At 48.5% G+C, this 23,781-nt stretch carries 23 protein-coding genes, 8 tRNA genes and 1 rRNA gene; all 32 read left to right on the forward strand.

Annotated elements, in window-relative coordinates; all coding sequences use genetic code 11:
* Positions 1-287, forward strand: a 23S ribosomal RNA gene (locus C558_RS0125095); the annotation flags it as partial.
* Between the two features lie 93 nt (positions 288-380).
* A tRNA-Ser gene (locus C558_RS0125100) sits at positions 381-472 on the forward strand.
* Positions 473-513: 41 nt separating this feature from the next.
* A tRNA-Met gene (locus C558_RS0125105) sits at positions 514-590 on the forward strand.
* Between the two features lie 9 nt (positions 591-599).
* Positions 600-675: transfer RNA gene (locus tag C558_RS0125110), tRNA-Val, on the forward strand.
* A gap of 9 nt (positions 676-684) precedes the next feature.
* Positions 685-760 (forward strand) — tRNA-Thr (locus C558_RS0125115).
* A gap of 17 nt (positions 761-777) precedes the next feature.
* A tRNA-Asp gene (locus C558_RS0125120) sits at positions 778-854 on the forward strand.
* Between the two features lie 68 nt (positions 855-922).
* Positions 923-998, forward strand: a tRNA-Phe gene (locus C558_RS0125125).
* Positions 999-1,050: 52 nt separating this feature from the next.
* Positions 1,051-1,135, forward strand: a tRNA-Tyr gene (locus tag C558_RS0125130).
* An 18-nt stretch (positions 1,136-1,153) separates the two neighbouring features.
* Positions 1,154-1,229: transfer RNA gene (locus C558_RS0125135), tRNA-Lys, on the forward strand.
* Positions 1,230-1,291: 62 nt separating this feature from the next.
* Positions 1,292-2,302 carry a hypothetical protein gene (locus C558_RS0125140; RefSeq protein ID WP_018759060.1) on the forward strand — a complete coding sequence of 337 codons (1,011 nt, stop codon included), beginning with the start codon at positions 1,292-1,294 and terminating at the stop codon, positions 2,300-2,302.
* 36 nt (positions 2,303-2,338) lie between these two features.
* Positions 2,339-3,226 (forward strand): C40 family peptidase, encoded by an 888-nt coding sequence (locus C558_RS32850; protein WP_018759061.1) that lies wholly within the window; start codon positions 2,339-2,341, stop codon positions 3,224-3,226.
* 67 nt (positions 3,227-3,293) lie between these two features.
* Positions 3,294-4,415, forward strand: a complete 1,122-nt coding sequence (locus C558_RS0125150; protein ID WP_018759062.1) for a PucR family transcriptional regulator — start codon at positions 3,294-3,296, stop codon at positions 4,413-4,415.
* A gap of 89 nt (positions 4,416-4,504) precedes the next feature.
* On the forward strand, positions 4,505-5,632 hold the full coding sequence (locus tag C558_RS0125155; protein WP_018759063.1) for an ABC transporter ATP-binding protein: 1,128 nt from the start codon (positions 4,505-4,507) through the stop codon (positions 5,630-5,632).
* 132 nt (positions 5,633-5,764) lie between these two features.
* Positions 5,765-6,703, forward strand: a complete 939-nt coding sequence (gene hprK, locus C558_RS0125160; protein WP_018759064.1) for an HPr(Ser) kinase/phosphatase — start codon at positions 5,765-5,767, stop codon at positions 6,701-6,703.
* Positions 6,704-6,738: 35 nt separating this feature from the next.
* Entirely contained in the window at positions 6,739-7,791 is a 1,053-nt protein-coding gene (lgt, locus tag C558_RS0125165) for a prolipoprotein diacylglyceryl transferase (protein WP_018759065.1), read from the forward strand.
* On the forward strand, positions 7,788-8,441 hold the full coding sequence (gene ppaX, locus C558_RS0125170) for a pyrophosphatase PpaX (protein WP_018759066.1): 654 nt from the start codon (positions 7,788-7,790) through the stop codon (positions 8,439-8,441). Before lgt ends, ppaX begins: the two co-directional genes overlap by 4 nt.
* Positions 8,438-8,920: an acyltransferase gene (locus C558_RS0125175; protein WP_018759067.1), complete on the forward strand. Its 483-nt coding sequence runs from the start codon at positions 8,438-8,440 to the stop codon at positions 8,918-8,920. The genes ppaX and C558_RS0125175 overlap by 4 nt, the downstream gene beginning before the upstream one ends.
* Before the next feature lie 151 nt (positions 8,921-9,071).
* Positions 9,072-9,995: a polysaccharide deacetylase family protein gene (locus tag C558_RS31860; RefSeq protein ID WP_018759068.1), complete on the forward strand. Its 924-nt coding sequence runs from the start codon at positions 9,072-9,074 to the stop codon at positions 9,993-9,995.
* Between the two features lie 308 nt (positions 9,996-10,303).
* Entirely contained in the window at positions 10,304-11,419 is a 1,116-nt protein-coding gene (locus tag C558_RS31865; protein ID WP_018759069.1) for an ATP phosphoribosyltransferase regulatory subunit, read from the forward strand.
* Positions 11,419-12,054, forward strand: a complete 636-nt coding sequence (gene hisG / locus C558_RS0125190) for an ATP phosphoribosyltransferase (RefSeq protein ID WP_018759070.1) — start codon at positions 11,419-11,421, stop codon at positions 12,052-12,054. Before C558_RS31865 ends, hisG begins: the two co-directional genes overlap by 1 nt.
* A 64-nt stretch (positions 12,055-12,118) precedes the next feature.
* Complete coding sequence (gene hisD / locus C558_RS0125195; RefSeq protein WP_018759071.1) at positions 12,119-13,411, forward strand: histidinol dehydrogenase; 1,293 nt, start codon at positions 12,119-12,121, stop codon at positions 13,409-13,411.
* Positions 13,408-14,022: an imidazoleglycerol-phosphate dehydratase HisB gene (gene hisB / locus C558_RS0125200; protein ID WP_018759072.1), complete on the forward strand. Its 615-nt coding sequence runs from the start codon at positions 13,408-13,410 to the stop codon at positions 14,020-14,022. The genes hisD and hisB overlap by 4 nt, the downstream gene beginning before the upstream one ends.
* A gap of 2 nt (positions 14,023-14,024) precedes the next feature.
* Entirely contained in the window at positions 14,025-14,660 is a 636-nt protein-coding gene (hisH, locus tag C558_RS0125205; protein WP_018759073.1) for an imidazole glycerol phosphate synthase subunit HisH, read from the forward strand.
* A gap of 357 nt (positions 14,661-15,017) precedes the next feature.
* Positions 15,018-15,767, forward strand: coding sequence for a 1-(5-phosphoribosyl)-5-[(5-phosphoribosylamino)methylideneamino]imidazole-4-carboxamide isomerase (gene hisA, locus C558_RS0125210; RefSeq protein ID WP_018759074.1), 750 nt, complete (start codon positions 15,018-15,020; stop codon positions 15,765-15,767).
* A gap of 13 nt (positions 15,768-15,780) precedes the next feature.
* A complete protein-coding gene (gene hisF / locus C558_RS0125215; protein WP_018759075.1) occupies positions 15,781-16,539 on the forward strand; it encodes an imidazole glycerol phosphate synthase subunit HisF in 759 nt (252 codons plus the stop codon).
* Positions 16,536-17,255, forward strand: a complete 720-nt coding sequence (hisIE, locus tag C558_RS0125220) for a bifunctional phosphoribosyl-AMP cyclohydrolase/phosphoribosyl-ATP diphosphatase HisIE (protein WP_018759076.1) — start codon at positions 16,536-16,538, stop codon at positions 17,253-17,255. The genes hisF and hisIE overlap by 4 nt, the downstream gene beginning before the upstream one ends.
* A gap of 17 nt (positions 17,256-17,272) precedes the next feature.
* Complete coding sequence (hisJ, locus tag C558_RS0125225; RefSeq protein ID WP_018759077.1) at positions 17,273-18,097, forward strand: histidinol-phosphatase HisJ; 825 nt, start codon at positions 17,273-17,275, stop codon at positions 18,095-18,097.
* 112 nt (positions 18,098-18,209) lie between these two features.
* Complete coding sequence (locus C558_RS0125230; RefSeq protein ID WP_018759078.1) at positions 18,210-19,160, forward strand: ribose-phosphate diphosphokinase; 951 nt, start codon at positions 18,210-18,212, stop codon at positions 19,158-19,160.
* 113 nt (positions 19,161-19,273) lie between these two features.
* Positions 19,274-21,031 (forward strand): tetratricopeptide repeat protein, encoded by a 1,758-nt coding sequence (locus C558_RS0125235; protein WP_018759079.1) that lies wholly within the window; start codon positions 19,274-19,276, stop codon positions 21,029-21,031.
* Positions 21,032-21,081: 50 nt separating this feature from the next.
* Complete coding sequence (trxB, locus tag C558_RS0125240; RefSeq protein ID WP_018759080.1) at positions 21,082-22,008, forward strand: thioredoxin-disulfide reductase; 927 nt, start codon at positions 21,082-21,084, stop codon at positions 22,006-22,008.
* A 250-nt stretch (positions 22,009-22,258) separates the two neighbouring features.
* A complete protein-coding gene (locus C558_RS0125245) occupies positions 22,259-22,633 on the forward strand; it encodes a cupredoxin domain-containing protein (protein WP_245583873.1) in 375 nt (124 codons plus the stop codon).
* A gap of 186 nt (positions 22,634-22,819) precedes the next feature.
* Positions 22,820-23,770: an ROK family glucokinase gene (locus C558_RS0125250; protein WP_018759082.1), complete on the forward strand. Its 951-nt coding sequence runs from the start codon at positions 22,820-22,822 to the stop codon at positions 23,768-23,770.
* Positions 23,771-23,781 lie beyond the last annotated feature (11 nt).

A 23,781-nucleotide genomic window follows, 5' to 3' on the forward strand; every position in this document is an offset into this window, starting at 1 on the left:
TCGGTCCCTATCTGTCGTGGGCGTAGGAAATTTGAGAGGAGCTGTCCTTAGTACGAGAGGACCGGGATGGACGTACCGCTGGTGTACCAGTTGTTCCGCCAGGAGCACCGCTGGGTAGCCAAGTACGGACGGGATAAGCGCTGAAAGCATCTAAGCGTGAAGCCCCCCTCAAGATGAGATTTCCCAATTAGTAAGACCCCTTGAAGACGACGAGGTTGATAGGTTGGAGGTGGAAGCACAGCAATGTGTGGAGCTGACCAATACTAATCGGTCGAGGGCTTATCCTAAACATTAAAACGCAAATTTATTTCGCATCCGGTTTTCAGGGAGCAAAAGGCTTAAGTGCTGGATATTCCTGATATCCTTACGATATCTCAGTTGGAGAGATACCCAAGTGGCTATAAGGGGACCCTCTGCTAAGGGGTTAGACTGCGTAAGTGGTGCGAGGGTTCGAATCCCTCTCTCTCCGCCATTGTACAAGCAACTCAAATGAGATATAATAAGTAATAATGTGGCGGTGTAGCTCAGCTGGCTAGAGCGTACGGTTCATACCCGTGAGGTCGGGGGTTCGATTCCCTTCGCCGCTACCAATTTTATACGGAGGCTTAGCTCAGCTGGGAGAGCATCTGCCTTACAAGCAGAGGGTCAGCGGTTCGATCCCGTTAGCCTCCACCATCTTAATACGCCGTTGTAGCTCAACTGGTAGAGCAACTGACTTGTAATCAGTAGGTTGGGGGTTCAAGTCCTCTCGACGGCACCATCAATATAATCGCATATGGAGCTGTGGTGTAGAGGCCTAACATGCCTGCCTGTCACGCAGGAGACCGCGGGTTCGAATCCCGTCAGCTCCGCCATTATATTACCTAAAAGTGGAGAGACTAACATCTCCTACACTTTATTTTTTTGCTCAAAATCTCATTATGGCTCGGTAGCTCAGTCGGTAGAGCAGAGGACTGAAAATCCTCGTGTCGGCGGTTCGATTCCGTCCCGAGCCACCATTTGATTCCTAGCATAAGGTTAACACTTATGGGAATCATAATTGAATAGTATGGAGGCTTAGTGAAGTGGCTAAACACGGCAGACTGTAAATCTGCTCTCTCCGAGTTCGGTGGTTCGAATCCATCAGCCTCCACCATTTCTTATTTTTTAATAAGAGCCATTAGCTCAGTTGGTAGAGCACCTGACTTTTAATCAGGGTGTCGAAGGTTCGAGTCCTTCATGGCTCACCAGTTTTTTATCTAAATCATGTACATTCAACGCTTCAGGTCATTTGACTTGAAGTGTTTTTTGCATGCTTTCGAAGGAATCGGGGGAGACTACCAGCACAAAGCACTGTCTTATCCTGGGGGGATCACCAATCCGATATATTCTTGCACTTGTCATTAGTTTTGGTATCGTTGCTGCTGTTGTGCCAATCGTACGTCTTATGGCGATCCGCATGAAATTTGTTGACCGACCTACGACGCGTAAAATTCATGATAATCCGATTCCACTGATGGGTGGAATCGCTATCTATATAGGATTTATGGTGACGATTCTCCTCATGCGAGGATTTGATGCGCTATCCTTATCGATTACAATCGGCGGGACATTATTAGTTATCATTGGTCTAGTCGATGATGGATTTAAGGCACTTGGGCGGGAATTCCCTGTGTGGCCGAGATTGATCATCTATTTGCTGACGGCCACCATTCCGCTATGGTTCCATATCCAGATTACCGGCATTCGTGATTTCCATGAAGGGATGCTGATGTTTCCTAGCTGGTTCGTCTATGTATCGACAGTGGTATGGGTATTTTCCATGACGAATATGATGAATTTCATCGATGGCGTAGATGGGTTAGCTGCGGGCGTAGCCTCGATTTCCTCATTGACGTTATGCGTCGTTGCACTTATCAAAGGCGATGCTGAGACTGCGATCGTCACGATTGCGCTGTGCGGCGTATGTTTAGGTTTTCTACTATATAATTTCTATCCGGCTAAAATTTTTATGGGTGATGCGGGAGCGACGTTCCTTGGGTATACACTGGCCGTCATTGCTGTGAACGGTTCATTTAAAAGTACAGCCTTCGTTACCATTCTCATTCCGATGCTTGCCTTAGGCTTTCCGATCTTGGACACCATTATCGTGTTCTCCAGACGTCTTAAGGAAGGTAAAGGACTACATCGTGCGGATAAATTACATACACATCATGCATTAATGCGCTGGGGGTTAACACAGCCGCAGGTTGTATCATTCATATACCTGGTTACAGTATTATTTGGCCTGCTGTCGATTGTCGTTATGCTCTCCATGCCTTAATGCAGCAGGCAAAATTGATAGGAGGAACAAGGTAACATGCATCGCATATTCCGGCTGTTATGGCTGGGTGTATTGCTTATATTAACGGTACCTTTAGGACTGGGGACCTCTCTTGCTCATGCAGAAGAGGGAGAAGTACACGGAAAGGATACAGATTCCTTCCCTTTCTCACAAATTGCATGGGCACAAAAAAACAATGCAGACCTATCTCTTTCACCAATACAACCATCGAGTCTTACTACTGCTGCGATGATGACGGATATTTTTCACAAGCTTGATGTTCAAATGCCCAGAGAAGTTGAAGGGCAATATCAAGTTGGAGTACCTGTAGCGCGAATTGCAGCAGCGTGGCTGCCTGGTGATTTATTGTACTATGGCGATTCGCATCCGAATAATCGTCAGCAGATGTGGGTCTCGGTGGTCGTTGACCAAGAGCACATTGCCTATGCTGGCCCTGAACAGTCAATTGTCTACCGCTCGATGAAGGAAGTGAATCGTCGGTACCCTCTGCTTGGCGTCCGACGCGTCTTATCCCAAACGGATCGCATGCGGTTCTCTCTCGTATTGCGTGCGGGGAACTATATTGGCGTACCCTATGTGCTTGGTGCTCGTTACGGGCAGACGAATACGTTCGACTGTTCATCTTTTATCAAAACCATCTACGCGAAGGAAGGCATTTCGCTGCCACGTGTATCCAGACAACAAGCGAAGGTGGGGGAGCGCATTTCCCAGCAGGAGCTTCGCGTTGGAGACTTGTTATTTTTCACCGGCAAACAGTCCCGTCGGCAAATTGCACACGTGGCCATGTATGCGGGTAGTGGCTTGATGATCCATACCTATGGAAAAGGCGGCGTTCAATATACAGCAATAAATCATCCGATCTGGAGGCAGCGATTCGTCATGGCTCGTCGCGTCGTGAAATAATTCTATTGGTTATGTTACAATAGTAGCGAACAAGCAGTGAATGATTCGGATAGAGGCGGTTGGGCTAATGACGGATATGGCAACAAAGAGCAGATTAGAGAAGCTGTTGGGCGTAACATGTTCTGTAGTAGCATGCTCAGAAACCGAATGGCGATCAATGCAAGAGTCAGCTGATGTGATGAATGAACAGGCGCTTAGCATTGAGCTGGGCGGTAAGGTTTATTTTCGCTGGCATCAGAAGGTCGGTTCGGACGTTGAACTGTTGACTGTCGAATCGGATAGGTTGACCGGGGCGGAACGTGCACTAATTGAGTGGATTCTACAATCTTCACAGTTATCGAATAAGGAAGGAAGTCATAAATCGGGAAGCAGTGAAGAACAACGAGCGAACCAGCTGGGTCAGTGGATCCATGGGAAACTTGGCGGGCAATACACAGGCGTGCAAGATGAGGAGCTTCCGGAGAGTATCGGATTAAAAAGCCGATTGCTGCCTTCGATGATTCCTTTCCTACTCGTCTCGGAGCATCCGCAATTGACGCACACGACTTATACGGAGCTCTATAAGCTGCTTAAGTCGTATTTTGGTGGTGAAGTGTACTTGATTCCGCTCGAAGAGAAAGAATGGCTCATTTTATGTGCGGAGGAACTCTTGGCATCAGCCGAAGATCGGGAAGAGGACGGTTCAGAGAAGCCGGAAGAAGCGTTGGCTTTATTCTGCGAAGGGCTGTACGAACTTTTGTCGAATGAATGGCTTGGAGAATGTCATCTAGCCATATCTAATCCGATGGTGCCTGCTCATACACTCCTATCGACGGTAGGATTATTACGAGAGACCATGTATCTCGGACGAGCTTTTCATGTCACATCGAACATTCATCTGCCGTGGATGCTGCATATGGAGCGGTTAATCAACAGTATCCCAGATGGGGTACGCAGACAATTTATCGATCGGGTGCTCTCTCGCAGCGATGTGTTCCTAGATCCAGAGACGCTGACAACGCTTGAAGCCTTCTTCTTACTGGATTGCAATGTGAGTGATACGGCCAAGAAATTATACATTCATCGGAATACGCTTTTATATCGACTGGATAAGATTAAACAAGAGACAGGGCTTGACGTAAGAACGTTTGGCGATGCGGTTCTTGTGAAGTTGATTCTCTTATTGTATAAAGTGACGAAAAGGAAGTAGTATTTTTGTGAAGTATGTGTATAGTCATCCGTTGGGACATGAGATAAGATAAATGTATAAAATAAATCTCTGTGTAGGGGGAATATTCAATGGCAGGCGTTAAATTAGAGCACATCTACAAAAAATATGCAGGTTCCGACAAAGCGACAGTAATCGATGTTAACTTAGACATTCAAGATAAAGAATTCTTAGTATTGGTTGGTCCATCCGGTTGCGGTAAATCAACAACACTTCGTATGATCGCAGGTTTGGAGGAAATCTCCGAAGGTAAATTGTATATTGGAGATCGTGTCGTAAATGATGTAGCGCCGAAAGATCGCGATATCGCGATGGTATTCCAATCCTATGCATTGTATCCACATATGAACGTATATCAAAACATGGCGTTTGGTTTGAAGCTTCGTAAGTTCAAAAAAGACGACATCGACAAACGTGTTCGTGAAGCAGCGAAAATCCTTGATATCGAGCACTTGCTAGATCGTAAACCAAAAGCACTTTCTGGTGGTCAACGTCAGCGTGTTGCCTTGGGCCGTGCAATCGTTCGTGAACCGCAAGTATTCTTGATGGATGAGCCGCTCTCCAACTTGGACGCGAAACTTCGTGGACAAATGCGTGCGGAAATCTCCAAATTGGCTAAGCGTCTAGAGACAACTGTTATCTACGTAACGCATGACCAAATCGAGGCAATGACGATGGGTGATCGTATCGTTGTTATGAAAGACGGTATCATCCAACAAGCAGCTTCCCCTGACATTCTGTACAACCACCCTACGAACATCTTCGTAGCTGGATTTATCGGCGCTCCTACAATGAACTTCATCGAAGGCGACTTGTCTGAGCAAGGCGGAGCAGTTCGTTTCAGAGCAACTGGACTTGATGTTGAAGTGCCAGCTGGTAAAGCACAAGCACTTAAAGATAAAGGCTACATTGGCAAAAAAGTTATTCTTGGTGTTCGTCCTGAGGATATGCATGAAGAGCCAGTATTCTTGGAAGCATCGCCTAACAGCATCTTCAGCGCACATGTTGAAGTATCCGAGAACTTGGGTCATGAAATGTTGCTATACTTGAACGGTGTAGGTAAAGACAGCGTAATCGCTCGTGTAGACGGACGTTCGAATACTAAAGAAGGTCAAAACATTAAGCTAGCAATCGACATGAACAAAATTCATGTATTCGATAAAGACAGCGAACTAAACGTATTCCAATACGAAGTGTAAGCACGTCATAACGTGTTATAATCAAAAACCGTCCTCTTGCAGGGCGGTTTTTGTGCTCATATGGAGCATAGAATTTGATTTCAATGGCAAGATCAGCTACGATAATGACATCGGTGATAAGGAGAGGAAGATATGTCTAAGAAGGTAAAAGTCTCAGAATTGGTCGAACAATTCAACTTAGAGGTTCTTGCAGGGGAAGCAGGATTAAAACACGTCATTAAGGTCGATGATCTATACCGTCCAGGTCTTGAAATGGCGGGTTACTTCGAATATCATCCCGTCGACCGCGTGCAAATTCTAGGGAAGACGGAACTGGCTTTCTTCCAGATGCTATCGCCTGAAGAGCGGAAGAGTCGGATTGAGCAATTTGGTTCAGAAGAGACACCATGTATCGTCGTCACAAGAAATTTGGATGTTCCGCAAGAGTTTGTTGATTTGGCGAATGAGAAGAATATTGCATTATTACGCAGCCCAGTTGCAACGACAACTCTTTCAAGCCGGATTACAGGATTCCTGGAGAGACGTCTCGCTCCTACGACAACGATTCACGGGGTACTCGTCGATGTATATGGTGTAGGGATGCTCATCACAGGAAGCAGCGGAATTGGTAAAAGTGAGACAGCACTAGAACTCGTGAAGCGCGGACATCGCCTTGTGGCGGATGATGCGGTGGAAATTCGCCAAACTTCCGATTTTCAGCTGCATGCAACAGCACCCGAATTGATTCGTCACTTGCTCGAAATCCGTGGGATCGGGATCATCAATGTGATGACATTGTTCGGTGCCGGTGCAGTACGGAACAATAAGCGTATTAGTGTTGTCATCAAGCTGGAGGCTTGGCAGCAGGACAAGCAATATGATCGTCTTGGGCTTGATGAAGAGAAAACACGGATTATTGATACGGATATTCCACTCGTTACGATCCCTGTTCGTCCGGGCCGAAACTTAGCCGTTATTATTGAGGTGGCTGCGATGAACTATCGCTTGAAACGGATGGGTTATAACGCTGCTTTGCAGTTTACGAATAAGCTGACAGAGACGATCTCCGAGGATACGGACGATTTGGATTAAGATTTACGAATTGGACAGAAGTAGGAGTGTGAGTTATGCAATATTTGTTGTTGAACCCTATCGCATTTTCCATCGGACCGATTGCTGTTCATTGGTATGGCATCATCCTCGGAACTGCGGCATTAGTGGGTTTATTAATTGCGATTCGCGAAGGTAATCGATTCGGCATTCCGCAAGATTTCTTCATGGATTTGTTATTGTTCGGTGTACCTTCAGCAATCATTGGTGCGCGGATTTATTATGTTGCGTTTAAATGGGATGAATATAAGGACAATCTCTTGGATGTGTTCAAAATATGGAACGGTGGGATCGCGATCTATGGCGCGCTCATCGGTGCGATTATCTGTGCAATCATCTTGGTCCGCAAGAAGGGATATTCATTCTGGCGAATTGCGGATATTTGTGCACCTGCCTTATTGGCAGGGCAGATGATTGGCCGTTGGGGGAACTTCGTAAACCAAGAGGCATACGGCGGTCCTGTGTCAGAGTCCTTCCTTCGCAATACGCTTCATTTACCGGATTTTATCGTCAATCAGATGTATGTGCAAGAAGCTGCAGGCATGGTCTATCATCATCCGACATTTTTGTATGAATCGGTATGGAATCTCATCGGGATGCTTATACTCTTCGTGCTGCGTCGTCAATCCTTCTTGCGCGCAGGGGAATTATTCATGTCTTATTTCATTTGGTATTCAGTAGGACGTTTCTTCGTGGAAGGTCTGCGGACGGATAGCCTTGCATTCCTCGGCCCCGATTGGCTCGCTTCCTTCGTCGGATTCTTCTGGGCGCCAATGGAAGTCGTGTTCGAACCAGGTCATTTGGATCCAGCTTACGGCAATGTACGTATCTCGCAATTGCTCGCGATTCTGATTGTTGTCGCAGCGATTATTATAATTATCGTGCGCCGCGTCAAAGGCTATGCTAACACACGTTACTTAGATCCAATTATCAATACGAAAACCTCTGCGGTACAAGAGATCGCTGCAGCAAGCCAGGCAACAAGCGTCGCAGAATCAGTTAACCGCACTCCGCAACATGAGGATGGCTCAGCCGGTGAGTCGTCAGACAAGAAGGAGCCTACATCGTGATTGAAACAGTTTTATTTGATTTAGATGGTACGATTATTGATACGAATGAATTAATTATTGAGACATTCCTCCATGTACTCAAAGAACATACACCGCCGACGTTCACACGCGAACAGATCATCCCGAGCATGGGGCAGACGTTAGAGAGTCAGATGCGTCTTTTTACGGGTCAAGAGGATGTTACGCCATTCGTAGATGCTTATCGGACATATAATCGTGAACGGCATGATGAATTGGTACGTGAGTTTCCCTATGTACTTGAAGTCATTGAGAATTTACATCGTCACGGGATTAAGCTCGGAGTGGTTACAACCAAGGTTCGTGAGACGACAGAACGCGCCTTGCAGATGTTCGGCTTATTCCCTTATCTGGGAACGGTTGTTACGATTCTAGATGTGGAGCATCCAAAGCCGCACCCGGAACCGGTATTAATGGCCATGAATCAGCTAGGCGCGAATCCTGCGACGACATTGATGGTGGGTGACAGCCCGGCAGATATTCAAGCTGCGAATGCGGCTGGTGCCATTTCCGTTGCTGTCGGTTGGTCATTGAAAGGTGAGGCTGCGTTAAGGCCATACGAGCCGAAGCATGTCATTCATGATATGCGGGATTTATACACCTTAGTCGGATTGGAGCAGGATGGCGTGTGAGAAATGTTGAGCGATATCCCGTAGAAGGATCGAATGCGCTCTGGCAAATTTACCGCACAGTCAGTCCATGGAAGGGCGTCAAAAACTTTATTTGCATCCAAATGGCAAGATATTGTCCTCATTTACCATTAAAGAATTGGATCTATCGCCATATGCTTGGCATGAAGATTGGCAAAGACACGGCGTTTGGCCTGATGGTCATGGTGGATGTATTCTTTCCTGAACGCATTATCATTGGCGATAACTCAATTATTGGCTACAATACGACGATTCTGGCCCATGAATATTTAATCAAGGAATATCGCCTAGGGGATGTGAAGATTGGTTCCAACGTCATGATCGGTGCGAACTCCACGATTTTACCTGGGGTGACGATTGGCGATCATGCGGTTGTGGCGGCAGGTTCCGTCGTACACAAAGATGTGGCAGCAGGACAATTCGTCGGTGGCAATCCGATGCAGATCATCTCCCCCAAATAACCTAACATAGAAGCAGAATACCTACGGCCTATGCTGTAGGTATTTTTTTTGTGAAAATAGAATGACGTATTCCAGAAAACATGGTAATTTAATGTAGCGAGTATATCATGGATTTTTGTTCCATGGGTTGTCTGGGGAGGCATTGAGGGGAATGAAGTGGAAAATAGGGCTGCTAGGGGCAGTCATGTTGATGATGATCGAATTGCTTGGTGGTGGCGGACAGAGAGCGGTGGCGGAACCTAATTCTGTTCCAAACGGAGTTTATTATAAAGATAAAGTCTTGGTCCTTATGTATCATGAGATTTCGGATAACCCGAAGATCAAATCGATCATTTCGCCGAAGCTATTCAATGATCAGCTGGAAGCCATCGTCAATCGTGGTTTTCGGGTGATCTCGATGGACGATTATGTTGCGTTTATGTTAGATCATAAACCCGTACCTAATAATGCTGTATTGCTCACTTTTGACGATGGATATGAGAGCTTCTACACAGAAGTCTATCCGATTCTGAAAAAGCGGCGGCTGACGGCGACCAACTTCGTCATCGTCTCATCGATTGATAACCCAAAGCATGTAGGACGTCCAAAGTTATCATGGGATCAAATGAAGGAAATGAAAGCAGGCGGGATGAGCTTCTTCAATCACACGTTTGATTCCCATCAATATGGTCCTTATAATGCGAAGGGTGATATGAAGCCTGTGCTGTCCAAACGTCTTTATTTGAAAGACTATAAGCGTATTGAGACAAAAGAGGAGTTCACGCTTCGCGTTACGAAGGATCTGACTTTATCGGAGCGGGTGTTGCGTCAAAAGCTTGGAAATACGTATGGTGTGTTGGCTTTCCCTTATGGTGCATATCGTCCTGAAGTCATACAAGTTGCTAAGAAGACGGATATCCCGCTCATGTTCACCGTAAATGCGGGTATCAATACACGTGCGGATCGTATCGGGTATCGGTTGAATGCAGGGAATCAGAAGATGAATCCGGATAAGCTGATTCAGTTGATGGAGCATCAGGGAAGACGGCAGGATATTCACCCACTGACACCTTATTCCATGCTGCCAACCGTATAGCATTTGCTCTACAGCATATAAAGCCCAGCGGCTTTCATGGTTGAACATGAAGGTCGCTGGGCTTTGTTGTGTTTCTCATGAAGAGTGATGAGATTCACGTTGTCACTATCCTTCCGTAAATAGCTGAAATTGTGACATGAATGGGACGAGTTCGGTTAATTCTGGTAAAATAAATAGGAAGTCGAATTAGGATGTTGGTGATTGACGTGGGGTATGGATCATGTTAACATGATCAATAATCTTTAATTTGGTAGCATGCTACCATGGTAGCACATTACTTTACTAAAGTATCATTCGAGGTGGATGGAATGTCAAAGCCTAAAGTATTCGAAAAACCTGTAGGTGTCAAAGATTATTTGCCGCATGCGGTATCCAAGCTGCGCACGATTGAGCGAAATGTACTAGATTGTATGGGACGCTGGGGATATCGGCAAATTTTGACGCCAACGATTGAATATTACGATACAGTCGGTGTTGCAAGTGCTACATCGGATCATAAGCTGTTCAAGCTGTTAAATAATCGGGGTACTGCACTCGTATTGCGTTCGGATATGACGGCCCCGATCGCGCGTGTTGTCTCATCTTTATTAAAGGATGAAGCTTTTCCGATTCGGTTGTCGTATCACTCCAATGTGTTCCGGACGATTGAAGAGGAAGCGGGACGAGAAGCGGAATTTTTCCAGACGGGTGTGGAGCTCGTCGGTGATGCATCTGCTGAGGCGGATGCGGAAGTCGTGGCGCTTGCTATCGCCTCACTACAGGCTGCAGGGGTCGCGCAGTTTAAATTTGCTATGGGACATGTCGGTTTCTTAAATGGCCTATTCGATGAAGTGCTGCATGGCCGCAGCGAGGATCAAGAAACATTGAAGTTCTGCTTGTTGAGCCGAGACTATGTCGGATATCGGGAACGTATTCGCGAGTGGGGGCTTGATGCAGCGGAACAACAGAAGCTGGAAGGGATTCTAAGACTCCGTGGAGGCAAAGAGATATGCGAACAGGCTCTGCAATTAACTGGAGACGAGCAGACACGGGCTTCGATTGAACATTTGTTGGAGGTTTGGGAAGCGCTGGAAGCTTATGGTGTAAGTCAACATGTCCTTTTGGATCTGACGATGATTGGGGATTTCTCTTATTATACGGGGATGACATTTGAAGGTTATGCACTGGAGTTAGGTTCACCTGTCTGCAGCGGCGGGCGCTACGACAATCTGTTGCAACAGTTCGGACGTCCTGCTCCGGCCACAGGGTTCGCATTAAAGACGACACGGATTCTTGATGTCGTGGGCGATGAGGATCAAGAGCAGATAGCAGTTATGACGCTAAATTATACCTCGCAGAATCGTGCGCAAATATTCCAAGAGGCACGTGCACTGCGGGAGGCGGGAAATTGTGTTGTTACGAGATACGTAGAGGAGGATGTCTGATGCGGGATACGTTAAAAGTAGCGATGCCCAAAGGGCGTATCTATAAGCAGGCTTCTGCCCTATTCCGTGAAGCGGGGTTGCCAATCTCGACGGATTTCGATGATACGCGCAAGCTGATTATTGAGCTGCCGGAAGCGAATATGGAGTTCATTATGGCCAAACCAGTCGATGTGCCGACCTACGTTGAATACGGGGTCGCGGATATCGGTATCGTTGGCAAAGACGTCCTCATGGAGGAGAACAAAGATGTCTACGAACTGCTTGATCTCGGGATTGCACCTTGCCGGATGTCTGTGATTGGACTACCTGATTGGAAACCGGTGATTCACCCGCGTGTCGCGACGAAGTATCCGAATGTTGCTTCGCAATATTTCCGTGAACTCGGGCAGCAGGTGGATGTGATTAAGCTGAACGGATCCATTGAGCTTGCGCCGCTGATCGGGCTTGCCGATCGCATTGTGGATATGGTCGAGACGGGGCAGACGCTTCGGGATAACGGACTGGTGGAGATGGAGCAAATCTTCAGTATTACAAGCCGATTGATTGCGAACCGAGTAAGTTATCGGATGAAGAATGATGCGATTCAGGGACTCTGTGATCAATTGCAGAAAGTGATTCCGGACGTATCGAAATGAAATCGTATCAGATGAATGGACAAATAGTTGAATCAGGTTAGAAATGTGGGGAGGGTTGATGTTCATGCGTATTGTACCTGCAAGTGAATTCTCGCTGCAGCGAGAAGTAGAGTATGGGTCGCCGGAACAGAATCAGAGTGTAAAGTCGATTGTGGAACGTGTGAAACGGGAAGGAGACGCAGCATTGCTGCGTTATACGGCGGAACATGACCGTGTGCAATTGCAATCATCGCAGCTTCGTGTGACAGAAGATGAGATTCAAGCTGCATATAGCCGAGTGGAAGCATCGTTTGTTACGGTGATTCGTAAAGCGGCTGATAATATTCGAGTCTATCACGAGAAACAAAAACGGACATCTTGGTTCGATCTGCAGCCAGATGGTACGATGCTCGGACAGATTATCAGACCGCTTCGTCGAGTCGGGGTGTACGTGCCGGGCGGGAAAGCGGCTTATCCTTCCTCCGTACTCATGAACGTCATCCCAGCGCAGGTCGCGGGTGTACCAGAGATTGTGATGGTAACACCGCCAGCTACAGGTGGCAAGGAAGGGATTGATCCATATATTCTGGTCGCAGCGGCTGAAGCGGGCGTGAAGGAGCTCTATCGGGTTGGCGGTGCACAGGCAATTGCTGCCCTGGCATATGGAACGGAGACGATTGCGCCGGTCGATAAAATTTGCGGGCCGGGAAATATTTACGTCGCACTCGCGAAACGTGAAGTGTATGGGGCTGTCGATATTGACAGTATGGCAGGACCCAGTGAAATCGCCGTGCTCGCAGATGAGTCGGCAGATGCGGCTTATGTCGCAGCTGATTTGCTATCCCAAGCGGAGCATGATGAGATGGCATCTGCCATTCTCGTGACGACCTCAATGGCGATGGCGGAAGCGGTGTCGCGTGAAGTAGCGCGGCAAGTGGCAGAGCTCCCGCGGCGCTCGATCGCACAGGCTTCCATCGATCAATATGGAGCCATAATCGTTGTGGGTTCCATTGAAGAGGGGATCCACGTGATCAACCGAATTGCACCGGAGCATTTGGAAGTGATGGTTGAAGAACCAATGCGATATCTGGGGCTGATCGAGAATGCCGGGGCTATCTTCCTCGGACCTTACAGCTCGGAACCTGTCGGCGATTATTTGGCGGGACCGAACCACATCATTCCGACGAATGGCACGGCTAGATACTCTTCTCCGGTTGATGTCGATGACTTTATCAAGAAATCGAGTCTCATTCATTATAGCAAGGAAGCGCTGCTCGCCAATGGTGCGACCATTATGGAGCTGGCGCGACATGAAGGTTTAGAAGGGCATGCGAGAGCGATACAAATTCGGCTAGAAAAGGAAGGGTATTCACAATGAAAGATGTAGTGAACGAACAACGTGAAGGGCGTGCATCTAGCGTCGCGCGCAAGACGAATGAGACGGACATTCAATTGGCCTTTAATGTAGACGGTACGGGGATTTCTGAAATTGAGACAGATGTGCCGTTCTTGAACCATATGCTTGATCTATTCACGAAGCATGGACAATTCGATCTGAACGTCGTTGCTCGCGGCGACGTGGATATCGATGATCACCATACGGTTGAGGATATCGGCATCTGTCTGGGACAGACCATTCAGGAAGCGCTCGGCGATAAGAAAGGGATCAAGCGTTACGCATCGGTCTTCGTTCCGATGGACGAAGCGCTCGCGCAAGTCGTAATTGATCTGAGCAACCGTCCGCATTTCGAATATCGTGCACAGTATCCATCGCAGCAAGTCGGCAGCTTCTCGACGGAGCTCGTACATGAGTTTTTGTGGAAGCTCGCGCTTGAAGCGCGCATGACGCTGCACGTTATCGTTCACTACGGTCAGAACACGCATCACATGATTGAAGCGATCTTCAAAGCGCTGGGACGTGCCCTTGATGAAGCGACAAGCATTGATCCGCGAGTGCAGGGGGTTCCTTCGACGAAAGGAGTGCTGTAAGCATGACGACGATCGCGATTGTAGACTATGGCATGGGCAACCTGCACAGCGTTGCCAAGGCCGTGGAGCGCCTCGGTGCTGAGGCGCTCATCACGAGCGACGCGGCCGCCATCCTCGCGGCGGACGCGGTGATCCTGCCCGGCGTCGGCGCGTTCGGCGACGCCATGGCTTGTCTGCGCGACACCGGCCTCGGCGCGGTGGTCGCGCAAGCAGCGGCGGCAAATGCCAAGCCATTGCTCGGCATTTGCCTGGGCATGCAGCTGCTCTTCGCGCGCAGCGAAGAGCACGGCGACCACGAGGGCCTCGGGCTGCTGCCCGGCCGCGTGGTGCGGTTCCAGGGCGGCACATACAAGGTGCCGCATATGGGGTGGAACCAGCTGCAGGTGCAGCAGCCGGACAGCCCGCTGTTCACAGGCCTCGAAGAAGGCCATGTGTACTTCGTGCACTCATATCACGTGCAGCCGGAGCGGGCGACGGACTTGCTTGCAACAACCTCGTACGGCGGCGGCCCTGTGACGGCGATTGTTGGCCGAGACAATGTGTACGGCATGCAGTTCCACCCCGAGAAGAGCGGAGAATTCGGTATGCAGCTGCTCAGTAACTTCTTGAAGCTTGCGGCAGGTACGGTACACGTATAGGACATTTTCCAATTCCATCCTTTTTGGGATGGTTGGAATAGGGTGCGCACGTTAGCGGAGTGCCTAGGTTGGAATCCATACATTATATAGCTCGAATTAGCTTATTTCTGTCGTCTATGTTGGATTCCATGCAGGATAGACGGCAGGAATCGCTCGATTTGAGCCATTACGCTCCAAAGTTAATGGATATATCCAGTATAGCGAGCTTCTTACGGCATTCGGGACAGAAGTTAATGCAAAAATCCATGATGGGTAATGCGTGGCGATAGCTGGTGCTATGACCATCGTTGGATGCAAAGGTTCGAGTGGATCTTACTGGGGTTTGGCATTCATCTCAATATGGAGGAGAACGAATTTATGTCATCGTTTATCATATATCCCGCGATTGATATCCGCGGCGGCAAGTGTGTACGCCTGGTACAGGGCGATTACAATCAAGAGACGATCTACAATGAAAATCCGGTTGAAGTCGCGCAGGAATGGGAAGCAGGCGGTGCCAGCTGGATTCACCTTGTCGATCTCGACGGGGCTAAGGCAGGTCACCCAGTCAATGACGAGCTCGTTGGCAATATTGCTCGCAGCGTCAATGTACCCGTACAAATCGGCGGCGGGATTCGTACCCTCGCAGATGTAGAACGCTACATGGAGCTTGGTGTGTCACGGGTTATTCTCGGCACGGCGGCTATTGAAGATCGTGCGTTCGTGGAAGATGTACTCGCGAAGTACGGCGATAAGGTCGCCATCGGCATCGATGCGCGTGACGGTCTGGTTGCGACCCGCGGATGGCTTGAGACGTCGGAAGTTCGTGCTGAGGATCTAGCGGTAGAGCTGGCAGCCAAAGGTGCGAAGACCTTCATCTTCACGGACATTTCCCGTGATGGCATGATGGGCGGACCGAATACGGAAGCGATCGCGAACCTCGCTCGCATCTCCGGTCAGACGGTGATTGCGTCTGGTGGCGTCAGCCAAATGAGCGATTTGACCCGTCTAGCGGGACATGTGAATGAAGGGGTCGGCGGAGCCATCGTAGGCAAAGCACTCTATATCGGCAATATCGACTTGGCGCAAGCGATTGAAGAAATTCGCAATGTAACCGCGCCGAACTAAGGAGGAGAGATCGATGCTAGCCAAACGAATTATTCCTTGCTTAGATGTGAAGGATGGACGCGTGGTCAAAGGCGTGAACTTCGTCAATCTGCGCGATGCAGGCGATCCCGTGGAACTCGCAGCACTGTATGATCGTGAAGGTGCGGATGAGGTCGTATTTCTGGACATCTCGGCATCTGTCGAAGGACGTGCGACGATGATCGAAGTCGTTCGTCAGACGGCTGGCGAAATCGCCATTCCATTCACCGTTGGTGGTGGGATTTCTGAAGTCGACGATATGAAACGGATCCTGCGCGCGGGTGCGGACAAGATTGGCATTAACACAGCGGCAGTGCGTAATCCGCAGTTAATCTCGGATGGGGCTCGCAAATTCGGCTCCCAATGCATCGTCGTCGCAGTGGATGCGAAGTTCAATGACGCATGGGGCGAGTGGGAAGTGTATACCCATGGCGGACGGACGCCAAGCGGCCTGAAGGCACTTGATTGGGTGCGTGAAGCGGAGCGGCTTGGTGCAGGCGAAATTCTGCTAACGAGTATGGATGCCGATGGTACGAAGGATGGGTTCGATATCCGCTTAACCCGAGCGGTATCCGAATCAATCGGAATCCCGGTGATCGCTTCTGGCGGTGCAGGGCGTAAGGAACATTTCTATGATGTATTTACCGAAGGGAAGGCGGATGCAGGACTTGCCGCAACCATTTTTCACTATAAAGAAATGACGATTCAGGAAGTAAAGGACGATTTGAAGGGGAAAGGGGTGGAGATTCGATGACACAATCACAGGCGCAAGCCGATAACCTACTTAATTTAGAAGAATTATCCGCCAAGCTCAAATGGGATGCATCCGGTTTGATCCCTGCAGTCGTACAGGATTACAGTAGCAAAGAAGTATTGATGCTGGCCTACATGAACCGCGAATCCCTGCAATTGTCGGCTGAGTCCGGCGAGACGTGGTTCTGGAGCCGATCCCGCCAGGAGCTGTGGCATAAAGGCGCAACCTCCGGTCATACGCAGCGTATCAAGTCGATGCACTATGATTGTGACGGCGATACATTGCTTGTACGTGTTGAACAACAGGGACCGGCTTGTCATACTGGGAAGTACAGCTGCTTCTTCAACGAAATCCCTACGGCAACGGTGCAGGATGATAGCCAAGTGCTAGAAGTCTCTGGGGCAGATCGATTCGCGGTCTTGTCGAAGCTCGATCAGACGATTGCAGAACGGTATGCGGAACGACCAGAGGGTGCCTATACGACGTATTTATTCGACAAGGGTCTGGATAAGATCCTGAAGAAGATCGGCGAAGAGTCTGCCGAAGTGCTCATTGCCGCGAAGAACAACGACAGGGAAGAGCTAAGCGCGGAAGCGGGCGATCTCATCTATCATCTCATGGTACTCCTCCGGGCGCAGAACATGCCGATCGATGATGTGCTGCACGTATTGGAGCAACGCCATTATTCATCCGACATCAAAAATAAAACCAAATAAAGAGAGGCCGATACCTTATGCGGATCGATTACCATACCCACCATGCCCGTTGCGGGCATGCTGTTGGCGAACTCGAAGATTACATTCTTCGCGGAATAGAAATCGGGATGCAGCAGATCGGCCTTTCCGATCATATGCCGCTCCTTCACGTGGACCCTGCCACGTATTATCCCGAAATGGCAATGCCGATGGAAGAGCTGCCTCGCTATGTTGAGGAATGCTTCCTATTAAGAGAGAAATATAAATCCCTGATCGATGTCCGGATCGGGATGGAAGCCGATTATATTGAAGGTTATGAGGAACAGATCGAGAAGATTATTCAGACGTACCCTTGGGATTATGTCATCGGCTCTGTTCATTTCCTTGGGGAATGGGATATCTCAGACCACCGTCAGACACACGGCTGGGAAGGCCGCGATCGTCTTGCCGTGTATGCTCAGTATTATGATGCGATTGAGAAAGCAATTCGTACAGGATTCTATGATTACATCGGACACATCGATGTCATTAAGCGGTTCGGCTTCGCCCCTCCTGCGGAGCAAGCCGCTGAAGTGAGAGCGATGGAAATGTCTGCGCTGAATACGGTTCAAGCCCATAATCTAGCGATCGAGCTGAATGCTTCCGGGCTGCGCATGCCATGTGCAGAGATGTTCCCTAGCCGACATATGCTCGAAATTTGCTATGACAAAGGCATTCCGCTCACGATCGGTTCGGATTGCCATCAGCCGGAACGGCTTGGCCAATATTTGGATCAGGCACGTGCTATGCTCTTTGATATCGGATATAGGGAACTCGCGACTTTTAAGGAACGAAGACGCAACCTAATCCCTTTTCAAACGTAAATCAATCCATGTATAATAATAGAACTAGCAATAAGTTACGTCGTTCGACAATGTTCTTGTGATGGTGTCGAGCTCGATTGATGCGTTTTTATTCATATTTCAGGAGGGTACCATGTCAAGCAATAAGTTACGTGTGTTTTCCGGATCTTCCAATCCGCAACTGGCAGCGAAGATCTGTGCAGATCTAGGCGTAGAGCTCGGAAATGTCAAGCTATCTCGATTTAAGAGCGGAGAAATCTATGTTCACTATGAAGAGACGATTCGGAATTGCGATGTGTTTATCGTTCAATCGCTCTCTCATCCGATTAACGATCATTTCGTAGAGTTACTCGTGATGATCGATGCTGCGAAGCGTGCTTCCGCACGGACGGTCAACATTGTGATGCCTTATTACGGTTATGCAAGACAAGAACGCAAGGCAGCTCCGCGTGAACCGATCTCTGCGAAGATGGTTGCAGACGTGCTAACGACCGTAGGAGCGAATCGTGTCATTACGATTGATCTGCATGCACCGGCGATTCAAGGATTCTTCAATATTCCAGTCGACCATTTGACGGCATTAGATCTGATCAGTGAATATCTCCGCAAAGAGAATATCGAGAACCCAATTATTGTATCCCCGGATGCAGGACGCGCATCGACAGCTGAGAAGCTTGCCAACCAACTGGACTCCCCTTTTGCCATCATGATTAAGAAACGCCCTAGCCATAATGAATCCGTCATTACACATGTCATTGGTGATGTGAAAGGCCGCACACCGATTATTATTGAAGATTTGATTGATACCGGAACGACCATCGTTAACGTTGTGGAAGGCTTGAAGGAGCGCGGTGCGCATGATGTGTACGTCTGTGCGACACACCCTGTTTTCTCGGGACCTGCCTTACAGCGCCTTGACCATCCGAATATCCGTGAAGTGGTCGTCACCGACTCCATTATGATCCCGGACAGCCACCCGGCAAGATTCAAAGTGATATCGGTCGCGCCAATGCTCGCTGAAGCGATGCGAATTATTACGAATGGCGGGTCCATTAGCACATTGTTCAGAGATGCAGGGATTTGATTTTTTACCAGATATAAGTAATTTTTGGAAAACGATTTAGGTAATCTCTTCGATCTATGGTATACTTAGTTGCGAATAAAGCATGGTTAGGAACCATAGGAGGTGCCTTGTTGATGAAAGAAAAAAAGATGCTACCTGAAAGCCATCGAAAGAAAATCATACCGATCCAAATGGATGCTACTTTTTTCTTTGAGCGGGCCGTTCGTTCCTTGGATCGCTATCATTATGACAAGGCATTAAAGTATTTCCGCAAAGCGGTGGAATATGAGCCGGAAAATCCTGTCAACCATTGTAATATGGCCGGGATTCTGTCGGAGATGGGCAAGTATGAGGATTCTAATGAGATTCTGCAGATGGTGCTCGATACCATAGAACCGAGTCTGTCAGAGTGTTATTTCTATATGGCTAACAATTACGCGAATATGGATCAGTTCGAAGAAGCTGAGGAAGCGTTGATTCGATATCTTGAGGAAGATGCGAGCGGACAATACTTGGGCGAAGCCGAGGAAATGATGGATTTGCTGCAATATGAATTGAACCGCCCAACGCGTCTGACCACCATTAAATCCCGTGAGGGTATGGTGGAGCATGATGAGGCTCGTTCGATGCTCGAAGAGGGTCGGTTCGGCGAGGCAGTTAAGGTGCTCGAACAGATTGTTGAAGGTCAGCCTGACTTTTTAGCGGCACGGAACAACTTAGGCCTAGCCTATTACTATATGGGATTGTTTGAGAAAGCAATGGATACCATAAATGATGTGCTGGAACGTGACCCAGGCAATTTGCATGCGCTCTGTAATCTGGCGATTTTCTACCAGCATGAAGGCAATGTTAAGGATCTGGCTCAGTTAATTGTGGCACTCAAGAAGACGGTACCTTTTCACCAAGAACATGTATTTAAGCTTGCGACGACCATGGGAATCATGGGGCAGCATGAGACAGCATATCGGCATTTCCGAAGATTGCTGAAAGATGAAGAGGTCAATTTCGATCCTTGTCTCTATCATTATACTGCGGTGGCAGCGTGTCATATCGGACGAATGGAAGAAGCATATCGGCTCTGGAATCATGCGCAGAAGCTTGACCCGGGATCTGAAATTCCGAAGTTCTATCTGGCGCAGCTGAAGGAGTATCGCCAGGTGGAAGAGAGCGGCGAAGGCATGGAAAAGCCTATGTGGAGTTATCATTATCATCTACCATTCGAAGAACAGTTCCGACTCTGGGAGAAGACGTCTGGCGGATTGCCGGATCATTTGAAGCGGGATCCGCTCGTGCGGTCGTCGTTCTTCTGGGCCCTTCGACACGGAGATCAGCAGACCAAGCTTCAGGTTATTCAAGCGTTAGGCATGATAGCGGACTATGAAGTGCAAGAGGCACTGCTCGGGTTCTTGCTCGAACCGAATGAAGAAGACTATTTGAAGCAGGTTGCGGTCTTCGTGCTGCGTTCCATGGGCTATGATGCGAAAGTGGAAGCAATTATGGATGGGAAGCGCACGATCATTGAAGGTAACGATCTATCCGCAAGACTCCCGGCTTGGGATGAACAGTGGCAGACGGTACTTACGCTTGCGCTTCGTACAATGAATAAGCGTTACGATATGCTGCAGCAATATGATCTGCAGACACTATGGGTCGAGTTCCTAACCCGCGTCTATCCCGACATGCCGAAGATTCATAAGGCCGAGGGCTGGGCAGCGGCGCTGGAATATCTTACAGCCAAGATGCATCGCCGAGCGATCTCATATCATGAAGTAGCGCAGCGATATAGCACATCCATCACAACGGTGAGTAAATATGTGAAATGGATGGACGAAGTATGTGGTATTAAGAAAAAGATGGATGCGATATTTCCATCCTACACCCAAGAATTCTAGAGGAATGCGCGATTCGCGCGTTCCTTCCATACATAAGGAGGATATGATCGATGTATAAATCAATCGTAATCGGAACAGGGCCTGCTGGATTAACAGCTGCCATTTACTTAGCACGTGCGAATCTGAGCCCACTGGTCATTGAAGGACCTGAACCAGGCGGCCAACTAACAACAACGACGGATGTTGAGAACTTCCCTGGATTTCCGGAAGGGATTATGGGTCCGGAGCTCATGGATAACATGCGTAAGCAAGCAGAACGGTTTGGCGCAGAGTTCAAGACGGGCTGGGTGAACAGTGTGGATTTCTCCAAGCGTCCATTTACACTTCAAGTCGAAGGCATTGGGGAATTGCAGGCTGCAACAGTGATTATCTCGACGGGTGCTTCCGCAAGATACCTTGGTATTCCTGGGGAAAGAGATAACTTAGGACGCGGTGTGAGTGCATGTGCGACGTGCGACGGTTTCTTCTTCCGTAACAAGAAGATCATCGTCGTCGGTGGCGGCGACTCTGCGATGGAAGAAGCGAACTTCTTGACGCGCTTCGGCGATGTGACGCTCGTTCACCGTCGCGATGAACTGCGCGCTTCGAAGATCATGCAAGACCGTGCACGTGAGAATGGCAAGATTAAATGGGCGCTTAACCGCTCCCCAATTGAAGTGCTTGCTGGCGACAACGGTGTCACAGGTCTTAAAGTGACGAATAATGAGACTGGTGAAGAAGAAGTGATCGAGACAGACGGTTTGTTCGTTGCAATCGGTCATACACCGAATACGAAATTCCTCGGCGGTCAAGTGGATACGGACGAGCAAGGTTATATCGTTGTGAAGCCGGGCTCCATGGAGACGAACATTCCTGGCGTATTCGCTTGCGGTGACGTTCAGGATACGAAGTATCGCCAAGCGATCTCCGCAGCAGGAACAGGTTGTATGGCTGCGCTAGACGCAGAGAAGTTCTTGGAAGCGAACGAAATTCATTAATATATCGATGGTTACAGAAGCTGACGGGTAGTCCCGTCGGCTTTTTGATTTTTTCTTCAATTATGAACATTCTGGTAACTTCACCGGAAACCCATCTAATTTCAGTCATCCTTACTTGTACGGCGGATGAATATTCCAGATCATGGTGATACAATGAGTCTCGAAGAGGTCGATGTGATTTATGTCGCAACACGTTTGGTCCCAAAATGCAGTCCATCGATCCATCCTTATTATTTAAAGCGGAGGTATAATGATGAAAAAATCATTATTCGTACTAGGTCTAGCCTTATGTCTTATGTTTGTTCTATCGGCCTGTGGAGGGGACAGCAAATCAAGTGAACCGGCTGTTGCACCAACGGGCGTAACGGAAGAAGTAACGATCACTGCGAAGAATTTTGAGTTCTCGCCAGCAGAGATCAAAGTGAAAAAAGGCGATACGATCAAGCTTACATTCAATTCGGAAGAAGGCGTCCATGGTCTGATGATCAAGGATTTTGACATTAATATGGATGAATCCGGCACCAAAGAATTCGTAGCCGATAAAGTGGGTACGTTTGATTTTAACTGTTCGATTATGTGCGGCGGCGGTCATGGGCAAATGGTTGGTAAAATTACTGTAGAATAACGCTAAGATGAATGACTGCGAAAAGCTGGTTTTCGTTGAGAATACTCACGAGAAGCAGCTTTTTCACTTGTATACCCTAGAGGTCTATACCTCATGAGGGAGTGTCCTATTATCTTGACCGATAATACAGGCATAGCTTATAGTGGGTACTGAAACACAATTAACTTAGATAAAGGTGGATTTAACATGTCTGAAACAATCTATGTTGGTGTGGACCTGGGCGGAACAGCAATCAAAGTTGGAGTCTGCAATGAACAGGGACAACTGCTGCATATGTATGAGGGCCCTACAGAGACGGAAAAGGGAGCAGAGACGATCATTGATAACATCGTGAAATATGTTCATCTAGTTGTCGAGCAGTCCCCTTTTTCGTGGGATCAAGTGGGCGGCGTAGGCGCAGGTCTCGCAGGCTTCATGAATTTGAAAGAGGGAATTATTCTACATTCTCCTAACCTACCATTTCGTGATGTACCAATCCGTCAGATTCTCTCTGATCGACTGGCTAAACCGGTTCGAGTGGATAATGATGCGAATGTGGCGGCGCTTGGTGAAGCATGGAGCGGCGCGGGTGCAGGGATCGACAATTGTGTATGTTACACGCTTGGAACAGGTGTAGGCGGCGGTATTATTATTAGCGGCAGCATCTATCAAGGATTTGCTGGCGTAGCTGGCGAGCTCGGACATATGGCGGTTATTCCTGATTTGGAAGCAATCCAGTGTGGATGCGGCAAAATGGGATGCTTAGAGACCGTATCTTCGGCGACAGGCATTATCCGTATGGCGAAAGATGCTGTTGAACGCGGCGATCGCACATCGCTATCCACGCTCGAGCATATGATGGCGAAAGATGTGTTCGATGCAGCCAAGGCAGGGGATGAAGTCGCGACACGTATCGTTAATCGTGCAGCATTCTATCTGGGCAAAGCAATGGCAGCAGTGGCAGTCGTCCTGAATCCGGAGCGGTTCATTATTGGCGGCGGCGTGTCCAAAGCAGGCGATATTCTATTCGATGAGATTCGTGAAGTGTTCTACAAGCTGACACCGGATTCATTACAAAAGGGTATTGTGATTGTGCCAGCAACACTCGGCAATGATGCGGGAGTGATCGGGGCAGCAGGATTGTGTAGTCGTTCTTAAGAGGAAGTTCT

This window comes from Paenibacillus terrigena DSM 21567 (assembly GCF_000374845.1).
GTDB lineage: Bacteria > Bacillota > Bacilli > Paenibacillales > Paenibacillaceae > Paenibacillus_K > Paenibacillus_K terrigena.

Excerpts from the sequence above, each read along its gene's own strand:
- C558_RS0125250 (WP_018759082.1), top strand. The coding sequence starts at position 22,820 with ATGTCTGAAACAATCTATGTTGGTGTGGACCTGGGCGGAACAGCAATC.
- C558_RS0125245 (WP_245583873.1), top strand. The coding sequence starts at position 22,259 with ATGATGAAAAAATCATTATTCGTACTAGGTCTAGCCTTATGTCTTATG.
- C558_RS31860 (WP_018759068.1), top strand. The coding sequence starts at position 9,072 with ATGAAGTGGAAAATAGGGCTGCTAGGGGCAGTCATGTTGATGATGATC.
- lgt (WP_018759065.1), top strand. The coding sequence starts at position 6,739 with ATGCAATATTTGTTGTTGAACCCTATCGCATTTTCCATCGGACCGATT.
- hisD (WP_018759071.1), top strand. The coding sequence starts at position 12,119 with ATGCGTATTGTACCTGCAAGTGAATTCTCGCTGCAGCGAGAAGTAGAG.
- C558_RS0125140 (WP_018759060.1), top strand. The coding sequence starts at position 1,292 with ATGCTTTCGAAGGAATCGGGGGAGACTACCAGCACAAAGCACTGTCTT.
- trxB (WP_018759080.1), top strand. The coding sequence starts at position 21,082 with ATGTATAAATCAATCGTAATCGGAACAGGGCCTGCTGGATTAACAGCT.
- hisJ (WP_018759077.1), top strand. The coding sequence starts at position 17,273 with ATGCGGATCGATTACCATACCCACCATGCCCGTTGCGGGCATGCTGTT.
- hisF (WP_018759075.1), top strand. The coding sequence starts at position 15,781 with ATGCTAGCCAAACGAATTATTCCTTGCTTAGATGTGAAGGATGGACGC.
- C558_RS0125230 (WP_018759078.1), top strand. The coding sequence starts at position 18,210 with ATGTCAAGCAATAAGTTACGTGTGTTTTCCGGATCTTCCAATCCGCAA.
- C558_RS0125235 (WP_018759079.1), top strand. The coding sequence starts at position 19,274 with ATGAAAGAAAAAAAGATGCTACCTGAAAGCCATCGAAAGAAAATCATA.
- C558_RS32850 (WP_018759061.1), top strand. The coding sequence starts at position 2,339 with ATGCATCGCATATTCCGGCTGTTATGGCTGGGTGTATTGCTTATATTA.
- hisB (WP_018759072.1), top strand. The coding sequence starts at position 13,408 with ATGAAAGATGTAGTGAACGAACAACGTGAAGGGCGTGCATCTAGCGTC.
- hisA (WP_018759074.1), top strand. The coding sequence starts at position 15,018 with ATGTCATCGTTTATCATATATCCCGCGATTGATATCCGCGGCGGCAAG.
- C558_RS0125155 (WP_018759063.1), top strand. The coding sequence starts at position 4,505 with ATGGCAGGCGTTAAATTAGAGCACATCTACAAAAAATATGCAGGTTCC.
- hprK (WP_018759064.1), top strand. The coding sequence starts at position 5,765 with ATGTCTAAGAAGGTAAAAGTCTCAGAATTGGTCGAACAATTCAACTTA.
- hisG (WP_018759070.1), top strand. The coding sequence starts at position 11,419 with ATGCGGGATACGTTAAAAGTAGCGATGCCCAAAGGGCGTATCTATAAG.
- C558_RS0125150 (WP_018759062.1), top strand. The coding sequence starts at position 3,294 with ATGACGGATATGGCAACAAAGAGCAGATTAGAGAAGCTGTTGGGCGTA.
- hisH (WP_018759073.1), top strand. The coding sequence starts at position 14,025 with ATGACGACGATCGCGATTGTAGACTATGGCATGGGCAACCTGCACAGC.
- C558_RS31865 (WP_018759069.1), top strand. The coding sequence starts at position 10,304 with ATGTCAAAGCCTAAAGTATTCGAAAAACCTGTAGGTGTCAAAGATTAT.
- hisIE (WP_018759076.1), top strand. The coding sequence starts at position 16,536 with ATGACACAATCACAGGCGCAAGCCGATAACCTACTTAATTTAGAAGAA.